Below are 14,170 nucleotides of genomic sequence, written 5' to 3' on the forward strand. Positions count from 1 at the left end.
CCCGCGCCCCGCGGGGGGGGGGGGGCGCGCGGGGGGGCGGGGCCCCCCCCCGCCCCCCCCCCCCCCCACCACTCCTGACCAGCGCCGCTGGGTCAGGCCGGGTTGGACACCTGCACGCGGGCGGGCCGCACGACCCTCTCGCCGAGGCGGTAGCCGGGCTGGAGGACGAGGGCGATCGTCGGCTCGCTGACCTCGTCAGACTCGGTGGCCATGAGCGCCTCGTGGATGGTGGGGTCGAAGGCCTCTCCCGCGGCGCCGAAGCGCTCCAGGGCGAACTTGTCCGCCAGGATCGTCTCGAGCTTGGTGACCGTGGTCTCGAAGGGACCGGTGAGGTCGCCGTGCTGGCGGGCGAGCTCGGCCTCGTCGAGGACCGGGATGATGGCCTCGACGACGCCGGCGGCGCCGGCCTCCTGATGACCCGCCACCGATTCGCGGGAGCGGCGCACGAAGCCCTGGTACTCCTGCTGGAGGTTGTACAGGTCCGCGCGGGCGCGGGCGAGCTCGTCGGTCAGGCGGGCGGACTCGGCCCGCGCCTCGGCCAGGGGATCGGGCTGGCCCTCCTCCTCCCCCTCGCGAAGCCCGGCCCGGTCGTCATCGCCCGCCGCCTGGGCGGCGCCGCTCGGAGCGCCGCCCGGGGCGGCGTCGAGGTCGACGCCGTCGAAGACGGACTCGACCGCCTCGGCGAGGCTCGGGTCGATGGGCTCGCGGTCCGCGCCGTCGCCCTGGGGAGCGCTAGGGCCGGCGCTCACTTGGACTCCTCGTCGTCGACGATCTCGGCGTCGACGATGTCCTCGTCACCGGCCGCGGCACCGGCGTCCCCGGCGGCGGACTCCCCGCCCGCCGCGGAGCCGGCGGCCTGGGCCGCCTGCTCGGAGGCGTAGAGGGCCTCGCCGATCTTCTGAGAGACGCTGGACAGCTTCTCCCGGGCGGTCTTGATCGCCTCGGCGTCAGTGCCCTCCAGAGCCTTCTTGAGGTCGTCAACGGCGGTCTTGACCTCGTCGTGGACCTCGGCGGGCAGCTTGTCCTTGTTGTCGTTCAAGAGCTTCTCGATGGAGTAGGCCTGCTGCTCGGCGAGGTTGCGGGTCTCGGCTTCCTCGCGGCGCTTCTTGTCCTCGGCGGCGTGGGCCTCGGCGTCCTTGACCATGCGGTCGATGTCCTCCTTGGGCAGCGCGGAGCCGCCGGAGATGGTCATGGACTGCTCCTTGCCGGTGCCGCGGTCCTTGGCGGAGACGTGGACGATGCCGTTGGCGTCGATGTCGAACGAGACCTCGATCTGCGGGATGCCGCGGGGGGCCGGGGCGATGCCGGTGAGCTCGAAGGTGCCCAGCGGCTTGTTGTCCCGCGCGAACTCGCGCTCGCCCTGGTAGACCTGGATGAGCACGGAGGGCTGGTTGTCCTCAGCAGTGGAGAAGACCTCGCTGCGCTTGGTCGGGATGGCCGTGTTGCGCTCGATGAGCTTGGTCATGACGCCACCCTTGGTCTCGATGCCGAGGCTGAGCGGGGTGACGTCGATGAGGAGGACGTCCTTGCGGTCGCCCTGGATGACGCCGGCCTGCAGGGAGGCGCCCACGGCCACGACCTCATCCGGGTTGACGCCCTTGTTGGGCTCCTTGCCGCCGGTGAGCTCGCGCACGACGTCGGTGACGGCGGGCATGCGGGTGGAGCCACCGACGAGGACGACGTGGTCGATCTCGGACAGGGCAACGCCCGCGTCCTTGATGACGTTGTGGAAGGGCAGCTTGGTGCGCTCGAGCAGGTCCGCGGTCATGGACTCGAACTGGGCACGGCTGAGCTTCTCATCGAGGTGGATCGGGCCGGCCTCGCTCATGGACAGGTACTGCAGGTTGATGTTGGTGCTCATCGCGCTGGAGAGCTCCTTCTTGGCCTGCTCGGCGGCGTCCTTGAGGCGCTGCATGGCGATCTTGTCCTTGGACAGGTCGACGCCGGAGGAGTCCTTGACGCGCTTGACGAGCCACTCGACGATGCGGGCGTCCCAGTCGTCGCCGCCCAGGCGGTTGTCGCCGTTGGTGGCGCGCACCTGGATGGTGGAGAAGCCGTCATCGTCCTTGCCGACCTCCAGCAGGGAGACGTCGAAGGTGCCGCCGCCCAGGTCGAAGACGAGGATGAGCTCGTCCTCCTTACCCTTGTCCAGGCCGTAGGCGAGAGCCGCGGCGGTGGGCTCGTTGACGATGCGGTCGACGGTCAGGCCCGCGATGGTGCCGGCCTCCTTGGTGGCCTGGCGCTCGGCGTCGTTGAAGTAGGCCGGGACGGTGATGACGGCGTTGGTGACGCTCTCGCCGAGGTAGGCCTCGGCGTCGGCCTTGAGCTTGGCCAGGATGCGGGCGCTGATCTCCTGGGCGGTGTACTTCTTGTCGTCGATGTCGACGGTCCAGTCAGTGCCCATGTGGCGCTTGACTGAGGAGATGGTGCGGTCGACGTTGGTGACCGCCTGGCGCTTGGCCACCTCGCCGACGAGGACCTCGCCGGACTTGGAGAAGGCGACGACGGAGGGCGTGGTGCGGCCGCCCTCGGCGTTGGGGATGATGGTGGGCTCGCCGCCCTCCAGGACGGCGATGGCGGAGTTGGTGGTTCCGAGGTCGATTCCGACGGCGCGTGCCATGTGGCGCTCCTTGATGCTCGTGGGGTCGCGGGCCGTGAGCCCCTGGTTGAGTCGTATGCGCTCAAGGATTGTGATTGAGTCAGTCGTTGTCAACTTCCCAACCGGCCACCTTGAGCCTGACTGACTCAACCCTGCCACCCTGCGAGCTATTCCCTCTGACCCTTAGTGACGCCCACCACTCGGCGAACCCGGGACTGGGTTGCGCCGCGGATGACCTAGCCGAGCCTAAGCGCGCCTTCAGGTTTCTTTCAGGTGACATAGGTTCAATGAATCCACCGTCGGACGATGCGCGACGCGAGGGTTGGGGAACCCGATGACCCGAGAGCATCGAGACCGGCAAGGGTCCTAGGGAGCCTGCGCGGGTCGTTTCGGCGAAGGAGGCTGCCTCCTCCCCTGTCATGGGAACCAGGGAAGTCGAGCAGCCTCACGAACGAAGGGCCCGCGGCCCCGAGAATCGCCACTCGGGGACGCGGGCCCCTATCATGCCGGGGCGCGCCCCCGGATCAACCGTTAGCATGAGGCCGTGATCTTCAAGGCCGTGGGAGAGTCCGCCCCCTACCCCGATCACGGGGCGAGGGAGCAGCGCGTGTGGGCGACGATCGCTCCCCGCCAAGTGCGGCTCGACCAGCTCATCACCACTCGCGCCACCCTCGACCTACGCGACCTGCTCGATGAGCACTCCACCTTCTACGGGGATCTGTTCGCGCATATCGTGTCCTGGCGTGGCAGTCTCTACCTGGAGACGGGCCTGCACCGAGCCCTGCGCGCGGCCCTCCACGGGCGCACCATCATCCACGGCAGGATCCTGGAGCTTGACGATTCGGGGCGCCCGCTCCTGGCCCCGCTCCCGCCGTCCTGATCGGCTCGGGCCCGCTGCCGTGGCGGACCGCCCACCACCTTGGGTAACGGCCCGCGTGCCTCGCAACGGTCCATTAGTCTGGGGAGCATGAGCGCTTCGGACCCCCGATCTGAGTACCGCCGGCACCTTCAGCACCGGCAGAAGGTCGTCATCGGCAGCGTGCTGGTCGCCCTCGCCATCGTCCTGGTCACCAGCATCGGCGTGTACACGGGGCTGCTCCCCTCCTACAACCCGGGCTTCTCAGCCGATCCCAAGGCCGCCGCGACCGCCGTCGCCCAGCCCTGCCCGCCCGCCGGGGCGACCACGGTGGACCTCACCACCATCCAGGTCAGGGTCTACAACGGCACCCAGAACGCGGGGCTGGCCAGCATCGTCGGCGACTCCCTGGAGCGGTCGGGCATGACGATCCTGGAGCGCTCCGACTGGCCCGACGGCGACTACAACGGCGACGTCGCCATCTCCGCCTCCAAGGCGGGGCTCGCCAATGCCTACTCCCTGGCGCGCGCCTTCAAAGGCGTCGTCATCGTCCTGCTCGACACCAACCGGGACCCCACCGACACCTCGGTCTCCGTGATCATCGGCACCGACTACAACTCCGGCCTCATGTCCCCAGACGCCATCGGCGAGCTCACCGCCGGGGAGAAGATCCAGGCGCCGTCCGCGTGCGCGTCAACCGTCCCCGACAGGCCCTTGGCCACCGCCCGCTGAGCCGCTCCGCCCAACGACCTCGCGCCGTCGCCCCGCAGGACTGCTGCGGGGCGACGGCGCGAGGTCGGCGATGCCACGGGCCCGGGGCGCCCTCATCGAGGCCCGGACCGGCGGCGCGGGCCGCCCCTACTTCTTGACGCTGCGCCGGGAGTAGGCGGGGCCCTCCAGTTCGGTGCCCGCGGGCGCGGAGGCGGGCGAGACCTCCTCAAGGTTCGTTCCCCGCGCCTTCGAGATGGCTCGCATGCAGTGGTAGACGATGATCGCCGCGCCGGAGCCCAGCGCGATCCCGGAGAAGGTCATGTCGCCGATGACCCAGGTGTAGTCGGCGATCGCCACGACCATCGCGACGGCGGCGGTGTTGAGGTTGACCGGGTCGGAGAAGTCCACGCGGTTCTGCACCCAGATGCGCACCCCCAGCATGCCGATCATGCCGTAGAGGATCGTGGCCGCGCCGCCGAGGACGCCCGCGGGGATCGTGTTGATGAGGGCGCCGAACTTCGGCAGCATCGACAGGCCCAGAGCGCCAATGGCGGCGACGACGTAGGCCGCCGTGGAGTAGACGCGGGTGGCGGCCATGACGCCGATGTTCTCCGCGTAGGTGGTGGTTCCCGAGCCGCCGCCGGAACCGGCCAGGATCGTGGACAGGCCGTCGGAGATGAGGGCGCGGCCGGTGAGGTCGTCCAGGTTCTCCCCGGTCATCGCGGAGACGGACTTGACATGGCCGATGTTCTCGGCGATGAGGACGAGCACCACGGGGACGAACAGTCCCATGAGGCTGAGGTCGAAGGTCGGCGCCCGGAAATGCGGGGCGCCCACCCAGCCGGCGGCGTCGATGGCGGAGTAGTCGACCTCGCCGCGAATCATCGCGGTGGCGTAGCCCACGAGCACGCCCAGCAGGATCGCCAGCCGCCCCATGATCCCCTTGAACAGGACGGTGATGAGCAGGATCGCCACGATGGTGACGACGGCGGTCACCGGGGCGGTCTTGACGTTGTTCCAGGCGGCGGGGGCCAGGTTGAAGCCGATGAGGGAGACGATGGCGCCGGTGACGATCGGCGGCATGAGGCGGTCGATCCAGGTCACGCCCGCGAAGTGGACGATGACGCCGATGATCATCAGGGAGGCGCCCGCCATGATGATGCCGCCCTGGGCGAGCGAGGCCTTGGCCTGGTCAAGAGGAGTCCCGCTCTGGGCGTCGAAGCCGGTGACGGCGGCGATCGGGGCGATGAGGGCGAAGGATGAGCCCAGGTAGGAGGGCAGGCGCCCGGCGGTCACGGCGAGGAAGAGCAGGGTTCCCAGCCCGGTGAAGAACAGTGTCGTCGCCGGGTCGAATCCGGTCAGGAGCGGCACGAGGAAGGTCGCGCCGAACATCGCGACGATGTGCTGCATGCCGATGCCGATGGTGCGTGGCCATGAGAGGCGCTGCGACGCGGTGACGACGGCGCCGGGGGTGATGGAGCGTCCGTCTCCGTGGAGGGACCAGCCCCGGAAGAGCGGGGATGAGGATGTTGGGGGCGTTGAGGGCACTGCGCTTCTCCTGTCGCGGGTTGAGGAAGGGCCAGCGGCGTCGCCTCCCGTGGGATCGGGGGCGCTCGCTTGCGACAGGACCTGGCAGGACCCTGCCAGGCCTCCAGCATAGGCGCACCGGGGGCATGGTCCTGACCGCGGCCGGGACCCGCCGATGGTGGCATCGGTCGCAATGGGGCCGCGGCCGGTCGGGCCGTGCCGGCGCTCGCAGCTTCCTCCGCCGAGAGGATGCGGGAGGCGGCCCGCCGGGGCGAGGATGCTGCCATGACCCCGCCGCGCCCCCCATTCCCGGGAACCGAGTCCCTTGATCCGGCGCGGATCTTCTCCGGCCCCGGCTACCAGGCGCCCCCGGTGCGCACCGACGGCGTCGCCACGGCGGCGCTCCTGTGCGCAATCCTCTCCTTCATCCCCCTGCTGGGGCTGGTCGCCGCGGGTCTCGGAGCCTGGGCGCTCCGGCGGCTAGGGCGCTCCTACGGCACGGGCAGGACCCTCGCGCGCCTGGCTATCGTCGTGGGCGCGACGGCGTCCGCCCTGCAGCTGTGGTTCCTCGTGGGCCTCATAGCGGTCAGGGGATGACTGGAGGCGGCGCGGGCGGGGCCCGGAGCGCCGGGCTCGCGCCGGCCCGTTCGGGTCGCGGCCATGACATCTGCCCGTAGCGAGGCCTGCCCTAGGGTGGGCCGCATGAAGCCCTTCATCATGGTGTCGACGCGTCCCGAGATCAGCGCTGCCGAGGACGAGTACGAGTCCTTCCTGTCCCTGGGCCGGATCGACCGCGCGGACCTGACCCATGTGCTCCTCGAGGAGGTCGACTTCCTCGGCTCCTTCAACGCCGAGGACATCTCCGGCGTCGTCATCGGCGGAAGCCCCTACAACGTCTCGACCCCCGAGGCCTCCAAGACCCGCTCCCAGTTGCACATCGAGGAGCAGGTCAGCGAGTTGCTCGCTGTCGCCCTGGCCAAGGGGGTCCCCGTCCTGGCCACCGGTTTCGGCCTGGAGGTGCTGGCCTCCTACCTGGGCACGACCACGTCGGCCGAGTTCGGTGAGCCCCTGGGCGCAGCGGAGGTGTTCGTCACCGAGGAGGGGCGCCACGACCCGCTCCTGGAAGGCATGCCGCCCTCCTTCACCGTGCTCGTGGGCCACCATGAGGGCGCCGTGGGCGTGCCCGAGCGCGCCACGCTGCTCGCCTCCTCCCCCGACTGCCCCGTGCAGATGCTCCGGGTGGGCTCCTCGGTCTACGGCACCCAGTTCAATCCCGAGCTCGACGCCGACCGCTTCGCCCAGCGCATGAGCGTCTACAGCGACGCCGGCTACGGGCATCCCGGGCATGCCGACGAGCTCCTGCGCGTCGTGCGCGGCGGGGAGCACGTGGCGGGCCGGATCATCGCCCGCTTCTTCGAGCACTTCGCCCGGGACTGATGGCGGTGGCCGCCCACGGCCGCCCCATCCGCTGAGCCCGCGGGTCAGCCCAGAGTGGCCAGGGCAGCCTCAATGACGTCGCAGATGACGACGGGCGCGGGCCTGTGGGCCGCGGGCATCCCGACCGGCGGGGTGACGGCGGCGCGGCGGCCCGCCGCCCGGGCGGCGCTGCGACGGCCCGAGCCCGGGCGCGGGGGCGCACCCGCGATCGAATCGACGTAGAGCAGGCCCGCCACCTTGACCCCCCGCACCGCCAGGGCCATGGCCTCGGCGACCGTGTCCATGACGACGACGTCGGCGCCGAGACCCCCGAGGACCGCGGCCTCGGCGGGGCCGGGACGCACCGGCCCGGGGACGAGCGCGGCGACGGCGCTGCCGCTGACGCCGTCGACACCGGCGACGACCCCCGTGAGGGGCTCGTCCCAGGTGGCCTCGACGGGGCCGGTGGCGGGGAAGAGCGGGGTTCCGGAGAGGTTGAGGTGGTCGCCCATGGTGAGGAGGTCCCCGAGTTGCGGGGATCCCAGTGAGGAGGCGCGGCCCACGAGGAGGGCGGCGCGAACACCGGCGCCCGCGGCGATGCGGGCGAAGGCCGTGGTGCGGCGGGCGGCGCGGCCCTCGAACAAGCAGGTGCGGCCGCGGGCGACGAGCACGCCGAGACCCCCGCGGTCGTAGGACATCAGGGAGTCCTCCTGGCCCGAGGAGCCGGGCGCGGACACACCGGGGAGGAAGGAGAGGCGGACGCGGGAGGTCGGGCGCCCCCAGGCGTCGTCGAGGTCGGTCAGGAGCGCGGGCTCGGCGATGACGAGCAGGTCGTGGCGGGCGCGGCCCGTGGCGAGAACGATGGAGGCGCCCGCGGGGTCCTCATCCCATGTTCCGGCGGCGGGGGACGTTGCCACGGGGTCTCCCTCCAGTTGTCTCCGAGTGCTCCGGGGGCAGCCTACCCGTTGATGCTGTCAGGGCCCTATGAGGCCCATCGCTGCCGCACCGCCGGGCGGGCCACCGTTCAAAGCCGGCGGCGCCCGCGGGCGGGGTCAGGCATGGAAGATGTCCTCAACAGCCAGCCCGAAGTAGCGGGCGATGGCGATGGCCAGCGGCAGGGAGGGATCGTATTTCCCCTTCTCGATCGAGTTGACCGATTGGCGGGACACACCGAGGGCTTGGCCCAGCTGCGCCTGGGTCAGGCCCTTGGCCTCCCGCAACTCGCGGACGTCGTTGTTCATCCGGCCACCACTCCCGCAGCGCTCCTCGAAGTCGAATGATGTCAGGCTTCCTTGACATGTTTAGTGTCCGTGCTGGGCGGCGCGGCGTCAAGCGCGCGGGTCGGCGCGAGGCAGCCAGACCCGCGGGGAGCCCTGGGGGGACAATGCCCCCATGACACCGGCCGACCGCACGAGTCCGGGCGCTCCCGGGCAGGCCGCCCTGGAGGCGCTCCTGGCCTCACCACCCGCCCTCCCCGTCGTCGCCGGGTTGTCGCGGCTGAGCTCCATGCTGGCCCGCCCCGCTCCCGACGGCGGGGCGCCGGCCGTCGTCGTCACAGCCCCTCCCGGAACGGGCAAGACCACGCTCGTGCCACCGCTCGTGGCGCGGGCGCTCTCCGAGGCCGGGGAGAACGGGGAGGCCGCGGCCGTCGGACGCGTCGTCGTCACCCAGCCGCGCCGCGTGGCCGCCAGGGCCGCCGCGCGGCGCCTGGCCGGCCTGCTGGGCGAGGAGCCCGGGGGAACCGTCGGCTACGCGGTGCGCGGCGAGCGCCGCGCCGGGCCGGGCACCCGCATCGAGGTCGTCACGGCGGGCCTCCTCCTGCGCCGCCTCCAGGCCGAGCCGGACCTGCCGGGCGTGGGCGCCATCATCCTCGACGAGGTCCATGAGCGGGCTCTCGATGCCGATCTCCTCCTCGCGCTGCTGCTCGACACGCGCGCGGGGCTTCGTGAGGACCTCACTCTCATCGCAATGTCGGCGACCCTGGACGCGGGTCGTCTGCGCGAGCTGCTCGGTGGGGCGACTGGGGGCGCGAGCGGCGGGACCGGCGGCGGAGCGGGGGCGGCCGGAGCGCTCGCCCCGCTGCTCGACGTGCCCGGCGCGCCCCACCCCATCGCCGAGCACTGGGCGCCCCCGCCGACGACCACGGCGCGGCTGGGCCCGCGCGGGGTGCCGAGGGACTTCCTCGCGCATGTCGCCGCCACCACGGCGCGGGCGCTGACGGAGCACGACGGCGATGCGCTCGTCTTCCTCCCCGGCGCGCGAGAGGTCGACGACGTCGTGAGCCGCTTGCGCCAGAGCCTGCCGGCGGCCGGGGCCAGCGTGGGAGGAGCGGATGCGCTGCCGCTGCACGGGCGGCTTCCCGCGGCGGCGCAGGACGCGGCGCTGGCGCCCGGCCCGCCGGGGCGGCGCCGGGTGATCGTGTCAACGAATGTCGCCGAATCCTCGCTGACCGTGCCGGGGGTGCGGATCGTCGTCGACTCGACACTCGCGCGCGAACCGCGGCTCGACGTCGCCCGCTCGATGAGTTGGCTGGCCACGGTGGGCGAGTCGCGGTCAGCGGGGGCTCAGCGGGCGGGCCGCGCCGGCCGCGAGGGGCCGGGCGCGGTCTACCGGTGCTGCACGGCGTCGGACTGGGCGCGCGCGGCGGCCTCCCCCACCCCGGAGATCCTGTCCGCCGACCTCACCAGGCTCGCCCTGGAACTGGCGGCCTGGGGCGCCCCCGGCGGGGTGGGACTGCACTCGCCGGCCTGGATTGATCCACCGCCGGAGGCGGCGATGCGGGCCGCCGAGGAGGCGCTGGTCTCACTCGGGCTGCTTGAGCCCGCCGGGTGGGGCGGCGGCGCGGGAGGTGACCGCAGTGGCGCCGACGGGGGCCGGGCTCCGGGCGCGATCACCCCGCTGGGCCGGGCTGTCGCGGCGATCCCGGCGCCGGTGCGGGAAGCTCGGGCTCTTCTCGTGGCGGCGGGCATGATCGGGGCGCGGCCAGCCGCTCGCGCCGCGGCGCTCCTCACCTCCGACCTGCGGGCGCCGGGGGCGGATCTGACGGCGCTGGCGAGGTCGGTCCGCGAGCGCCGGACGGGCGCGCGGGACGCCGGGCAGTGGGGCCAGGAGGCCGCGCGCCTTGAGCGATCGGTCACGGGCGCGCTCGCCGATGCGGGGGTCACGAGGGGCTCGGGCGCGGCGGCGGGCGCCCAGGAGGCGCTGCGCGCCCCGGCCCCCCTCAGGGCCCTGAGCGCTCCGGGGACCGACGGCGCCCAGGTTCTGGGCGGGCTGGGCGGGCTGGGCGGCCTGGGCGGGCTGGGCGGGTTGGCCGGCCTGGCCAGGCTGGGCGGGCTGGGTGGCGCCGAGGAATCGGTGGCGCTGGTAGCGGCGCTGGCCCACCCCGAGTGGATCGCGCGCCGCCGCGACTCGGTGGGCTCAGCGGGCCGAGCGGGCACGGGCGGTCGGGCCGCACCCGGTGGCTCCTCGCGTCCCGACGGCCCCGCCCCCGGGCGGGCGCGGGCGGAGGTCGCCTACGCGAGCGTGGGCGGCACGGGCCTGCGCCTGCCGGCGGACTCCCCGCTCGCCTCCTCGCCCTGGCTGGCGGTGGCCGATGTCGACCGCTCCCCGGGCCGCGGCGATGCCCTCATCCGCGCGGCGGCCCCTCTTGACGAGGAGGTAGCCCTCGCCGTCGCCGCGGATCGGCTCAGCGAGGAGGCCCGGACCGTGTGGGCCGAGGGCCGCCTGCGCACCGAGCGCGCCCGCCGCCTCGGCACGATCGTCCTGGCAGCCACTCCCGGTCCGCCGCCGAGCCCGGGCGAGGCCGCGAGCGCCGTCGTCCAGGCGGTACGAGGGGAGGGACTGGGGATCCTGCCCTGGGGCGAGGAGGCGCGCGAGCTGCGCGGCCGCCTGGCGCTGCTGCGCGCCGAGATCGGTGAGCCCTGGCCGGCTATGGACGACGAATCGCTGGTGGGCGCTGCCGAGATGTGGCTGGGGCCGGCCGTCCAGGCGCTCATGGCGGGCGGCAGGCGCTTCGACCTGGGGAGGCTGGACACACTGGCCGCGCTGCGGGCGCTCCTTCCGTGGCCTGAGGCGGCGCGTCTCGATGAGCTCGCCCCGGAGCGCTTGGAGGTGCCGTCCGGCTCGCGCGTCCGCCTGTCCTACACGGGCGACGACGGCGAGCCACTGCCCCGCCCAGTGCTGGCGGTGCGGGTCCAGGAGTGCTTCGGCTGGGCGAGCACGCCGCTCGTGGCGGGCGGTCGGGTCCCGGTGCTCATCCACCTGCTCTCCCCGGCGCGCAGGACCGTCGCGGTGACGGACGACCTCGCCTCCTTCTGGGCCCAGGGGTATCCGCAGGTGCGCGCCGAACTGCGCGGGCGCTACCCGAAGCACGCCTGGCCGGAGGACCCATGGTCCGCCCCGGCGACACGAGGGACGGGGCGGCGCCGCCCCCGGGTCTGAGGAACGGCGCACCCCCGCTGGCGGCTCCGCCGCGCCCTGCGGCCCGAGGGGCGCGGCAGCGGGACGCGGGGAGCGGGCGGCGGGACGCGGGGAGTGCCCGCCTCACCCCGGCGTGCTGCGCGTCGGTGCCCGAGCGTGCCAGGCTGGTCCCATGAGCGCGAGCGTGTTCCGCAAGGTTGATGAGGGGCCGGTCTCCACGGCGGTGGAGGCGCAGGGCCTGAAATGGCTCGCCGAGGCGATGCCCGACGGCGGCGCGCACGTCGTCCCGGTGACGCAGGGCGAGGGGTGGATCGAGGAGCCGCGGCTCAGCCACGGGGGCACCACGACCGAGGCCGCGGAGGCCTTCGGCCGCGCCTTGGCGGTCACCCACGCGGCGGGCGCCCCGTTCTTCGGGGCATCTCCCCCGGGATGGGACGGCGTCGGCCAGATGGGGCGCTCGCGCATCCGAGTGCACCCCCATGATTCCTGTGATCCAGCGGTCATGAGCCGACCGTGGGGAGCCTTCTACGCCGAGGACCGCATTGGCGCCTACATCGCCGACTGCCGGGACTCAGGGGCCCTGAGCGACAAGGGCGCGCGGGTGCTGGAGAGGGTCTGTGCGCGGCTGGCCGACGGCGTCTTCGACTCCCCGCAGCCGGCGCTCGTCGAGGCGGGGGCGGCGGCGCGGGGGCGGGCGCGCGCGGTGTCCCGCACGCATGGGGACCTGTGGTGCGGCAACGTGCTGTGGGTGCCGGTCGGGGAGGCCGACTGGGCGCCGCCGGGCGCGGGAGGCGGGCCGCGGCTGACCGGGGCCGCGGCGCGGGCGGCAGCAGTGGGCTCGGGTTCGGGCGGAGGCCTGCCGGGCGACGTCGGCGTCCTCATCGACCCGATGGCGCAGGGCGCGCACGCAGAGACGGATCTGGCAGCGCTGGGGATGTTCGGGCAGTCGCATCTCACGCGGATCATCGGGGCCTACAACGAGGTCTCACCGCTGGCCGACGGGTGGCGCGAGCGGGTGGGACTGCACCGCCTGCACATGCTCATGATCCACGTGTTCCTCTTCGGCGGCGGCTACGGGATGGAGGCGGTCAACCAGGCGCGCCAGTACGTGTGAGCCGCTGGCGCTGCCCTTCACGCCTGTCGGCCGGGCCCGCGATGCCGACGAGCCACGAGTGAGGGCCCCGATCACGCGGATCGGGGCCCTCACTCACTGGCGGTAGCGCTGGGATTCGAACCCAGGGTGGCTATGAACCACACAGACTTTCGAGATCTGCACCTTCGGCCGCTCGGACACGCTACCTCAGGCGTCGAGGGTACACGCCCGTGAGCGTTCAGCCCAATCGGCCGCCCCTGCGACCTCCCTCACCCCCCTCGCCGAGACCGGTCGAAATCATGACCGAGACCGGTCCGCGGACCGGTCTCGCCCCTATTTTCGACCGGTCTCGGTAGGCGGCGGGCGGCCTCAGGAGGCCGGGATCTCGCGCAGCACCACGGCGGGGACACCACCGACGACGACGCCCGCGGGCACATCCCGCGTGACGACGGCACCCGCGGCGATGACCGCCCCGTCTCCCACGGTCACGCCCTTGGTGATGACGGCCTTGGCCCCGACCCAGACATCGTCTCCGAGCCGGATGGGGGCGGGGTAGGTGGTGGCGCGGTCGGCGACGGCGAGGCCGTGATCGAGGGTCGCCATGACGACGTCGTGCCCGATGAAGCAGCGATCGCCGATCCAAATGCCGCCCTGATCCTGGAAGCGGCACCCGGAGTTGATGAACACGTCGTCGCCGAAGTGGGTGTTGACGCCGAAGTCAGTGGTGAAGGGCGGGAAGAGGCGCAGTGTTTCGGGCACCGGGCGGTGGGCGATCCGGGACAGCAGATCGCGGATCCCGTCGGGATCGTGGAAGGCGGAGTTGAGCTCGGCCGTGAGGCGCTGCGTCTCGACGGCGAAGGCACCCTGGAAGGAGCCCTCGGGAGTGCCAGGGCGCACGGGCCTGCCGGCGTTGACGTGGTCCAGGAAGGCCTGGAGGGTCATCTCCTCGCTCATCGCGCTCTCCTTAGCCGCCGAACAACCGCCCCGCTGTTCTCCACCGGGGCGCGCACGCTGATGCTACACGCCCGCCTGTGGAGAACCGCCCGGTTTCGATGCTGTTTTCGACCGGTCTCGACGAGGGGGCGGGGAGGATCAGCGGCGGGGGGCGAAGAAGTCCCGGAGGAGAGCCGCGGAGGCCTCGGCGCGCAGCCCGGCGACGACCTCCACCCGGTGGTTCGCCCGGGGATCGCGCAGCACATCGCGGATCGAGCCGCAAGCCCCGGTGCGCGGCTCCCAGGCGGCCAGCACCACGCGGGCGAGCCTCGCCAACTGGATCGCACCGGCGCACATGGTGCAGGGCTCCAAGGTCACCACCAGCGAGCAGCCGTCCAGGTGGGAATCGCCCAGAGCCCTCCCGGCGGCCCTCAGAGCCCGCATCTCGGCGTGGGCGGTCGGGTCGCACTCGGCCTGACGGGCGTTGGCCGCCTCAGCGAGGACCTCGCCGCCGGCATCCAGGACGACGGCGCCCACGGGCACCTCCCCGGCCCGCGCCGCCCATTCCGCCAGGGCCAGCGCGCGGTCCATCGCGGCGCCATAGCGCTCCTCCAGG

General features: G+C 72.9%; 13 protein-coding genes and 1 tRNA gene. 6 read left to right on the forward strand and 8 right to left on the reverse strand.

Annotated features, from left to right (window positions below):
* Positions 1 to 92: 92 nt before the first annotated feature.
* On the reverse strand, positions 93 to 749 hold the full coding sequence (locus tag GVV76_RS00400; RefSeq protein WP_159624111.1) for a nucleotide exchange factor GrpE: 657 nt from the start codon (positions 747 to 749) through the stop codon (positions 93 to 95).
* Complete coding sequence (gene dnaK, locus GVV76_RS00405; RefSeq protein WP_159624113.1) at positions 746 to 2,620, reverse strand: molecular chaperone DnaK; 1,875 nt, start codon at positions 2,618 to 2,620, stop codon at positions 746 to 748. Before dnaK ends, GVV76_RS00400 begins: the two co-directional genes overlap by 4 nt.
* Positions 2,621 to 3,143: 523 nt before the next feature.
* On the opposite strand from dnaK, the gene GVV76_RS00410 reads away from it, so the two are divergent.
* Positions 3,144 to 3,479: a type II toxin-antitoxin system VapB family antitoxin gene (locus tag GVV76_RS00410; RefSeq protein WP_159522465.1), complete on the forward strand. Its 336-nt coding sequence runs from the start codon at positions 3,144 to 3,146 to the stop codon at positions 3,477 to 3,479.
* A gap of 87 nt (positions 3,480 to 3,566) precedes the next feature.
* A complete protein-coding gene (locus tag GVV76_RS00415; protein ID WP_159624115.1) occupies positions 3,567 to 4,187 on the forward strand; it encodes a LytR C-terminal domain-containing protein in 621 nt (206 codons plus the stop codon).
* Positions 4,188 to 4,313: 126 nt separating this feature from the next.
* Here the strand turns inward: GVV76_RS00415 and GVV76_RS00420 are convergent, their stop codons facing one another.
* Positions 4,314 to 5,714: a uracil-xanthine permease family protein gene (locus GVV76_RS00420; protein ID WP_159522461.1), complete on the reverse strand. Its 1,401-nt coding sequence runs from the start codon at positions 5,712 to 5,714 to the stop codon at positions 4,314 to 4,316.
* Between the two features lie 264 nt (positions 5,715 to 5,978).
* On the opposite strand from GVV76_RS00420, the gene GVV76_RS00425 reads away from it, so the two are divergent.
* Positions 5,979 to 6,290, forward strand: coding sequence for a DUF4190 domain-containing protein (locus GVV76_RS00425; protein WP_159624117.1), 312 nt, complete (start codon positions 5,979 to 5,981; stop codon positions 6,288 to 6,290).
* Between the two features lie 105 nt (positions 6,291 to 6,395).
* On the forward strand, positions 6,396 to 7,130 hold the full coding sequence (locus tag GVV76_RS00430; RefSeq protein ID WP_159624119.1) for a glutamine amidotransferase-related protein: 735 nt from the start codon (positions 6,396 to 6,398) through the stop codon (positions 7,128 to 7,130).
* Positions 7,131 to 7,174: 44 nt separating this feature from the next.
* Here the strand turns inward: GVV76_RS00430 and GVV76_RS00435 are convergent, their stop codons facing one another.
* Positions 7,175 to 8,026: a purine-nucleoside phosphorylase gene (locus GVV76_RS00435; protein WP_159624121.1), complete on the reverse strand. Its 852-nt coding sequence runs from the start codon at positions 8,024 to 8,026 to the stop codon at positions 7,175 to 7,177.
* A 135-nt stretch (positions 8,027 to 8,161) separates the two neighbouring features.
* A complete protein-coding gene (locus GVV76_RS00440) occupies positions 8,162 to 8,350 on the reverse strand; it encodes a helix-turn-helix transcriptional regulator (RefSeq protein WP_159522453.1) in 189 nt (62 codons plus the stop codon).
* A gap of 151 nt (positions 8,351 to 8,501) precedes the next feature.
* Here GVV76_RS00440 and GVV76_RS00445 point away from each other — a divergent pair, with 151 nt between their 5' ends.
* Positions 8,502 to 11,549, forward strand: coding sequence for an ATP-dependent RNA helicase (locus GVV76_RS00445; RefSeq protein ID WP_159624123.1), 3,048 nt, complete (start codon positions 8,502 to 8,504; stop codon positions 11,547 to 11,549).
* 151 nt (positions 11,550 to 11,700) lie between these two features.
* Positions 11,701 to 12,642, forward strand: coding sequence for a fructosamine kinase family protein (locus GVV76_RS00450; protein WP_159624125.1), 942 nt, complete (start codon positions 11,701 to 11,703; stop codon positions 12,640 to 12,642).
* A gap of 97 nt (positions 12,643 to 12,739) precedes the next feature.
* Here the strand turns inward: GVV76_RS00450 and GVV76_RS00455 are convergent.
* From GVV76_RS00455 to GVV76_RS00465, 3 genes are all read right to left on the reverse strand, one after another.
* A tRNA-Ser gene (locus tag GVV76_RS00455) sits at positions 12,740 to 12,828 on the reverse strand.
* A gap of 162 nt (positions 12,829 to 12,990) precedes the next feature.
* Positions 12,991 to 13,575: a DapH/DapD/GlmU-related protein gene (locus GVV76_RS10640; protein WP_159624127.1), complete on the reverse strand. Its 585-nt coding sequence runs from the start codon at positions 13,573 to 13,575 to the stop codon at positions 12,991 to 12,993.
* Positions 13,576 to 13,713: 138 nt separating this feature from the next.
* Positions 13,714 to 14,145 (reverse strand): nucleoside deaminase, encoded by a 432-nt coding sequence (locus GVV76_RS00465; protein ID WP_159624645.1) that lies wholly within the window; start codon positions 14,143 to 14,145, stop codon positions 13,714 to 13,716.
* Between the last annotated feature and the right edge of the window lie 25 nt (positions 14,146 to 14,170).

This window comes from Actinomyces sp. zg296 (assembly GCF_009829695.1).
GTDB classification, from domain to species: Bacteria; Actinomycetota; Actinomycetes; order Actinomycetales; family Actinomycetaceae; genus Actinomyces; species Actinomyces marmotae.

Excerpts from the sequence above, each read along its gene's own strand:
- dnaK (WP_159624113.1), bottom strand. The coding sequence starts at position 2,620 with ATGGCACGCGCCGTCGGAATCGACCTCGGAACCACCAACTCCGCCATC.
- GVV76_RS00425 (WP_159624117.1), top strand. The coding sequence starts at position 5,979 with ATGACCCCGCCGCGCCCCCCATTCCCGGGAACCGAGTCCCTTGATCCG.
- GVV76_RS10640 (WP_159624127.1), bottom strand. The coding sequence starts at position 13,575 with ATGAGCGAGGAGATGACCCTCCAGGCCTTCCTGGACCACGTCAACGCC.
- GVV76_RS00440 (WP_159522453.1), bottom strand. The coding sequence starts at position 8,350 with ATGAACAACGACGTCCGCGAGTTGCGGGAGGCCAAGGGCCTGACCCAG.
- GVV76_RS00415 (WP_159624115.1), top strand. The coding sequence starts at position 3,567 with ATGAGCGCTTCGGACCCCCGATCTGAGTACCGCCGGCACCTTCAGCAC.
- GVV76_RS00430 (WP_159624119.1), top strand. The coding sequence starts at position 6,396 with ATGAAGCCCTTCATCATGGTGTCGACGCGTCCCGAGATCAGCGCTGCC.
- GVV76_RS00445 (WP_159624123.1), top strand. The coding sequence starts at position 8,502 with ATGACACCGGCCGACCGCACGAGTCCGGGCGCTCCCGGGCAGGCCGCC.
- GVV76_RS00450 (WP_159624125.1), top strand. The coding sequence starts at position 11,701 with ATGAGCGCGAGCGTGTTCCGCAAGGTTGATGAGGGGCCGGTCTCCACG.
- GVV76_RS00465 (WP_159624645.1), bottom strand. The coding sequence starts at position 14,145 with ATGGACCGCGCGCTGGCCCTGGCGGAATGGGCGGCGCGGGCCGGGGAG.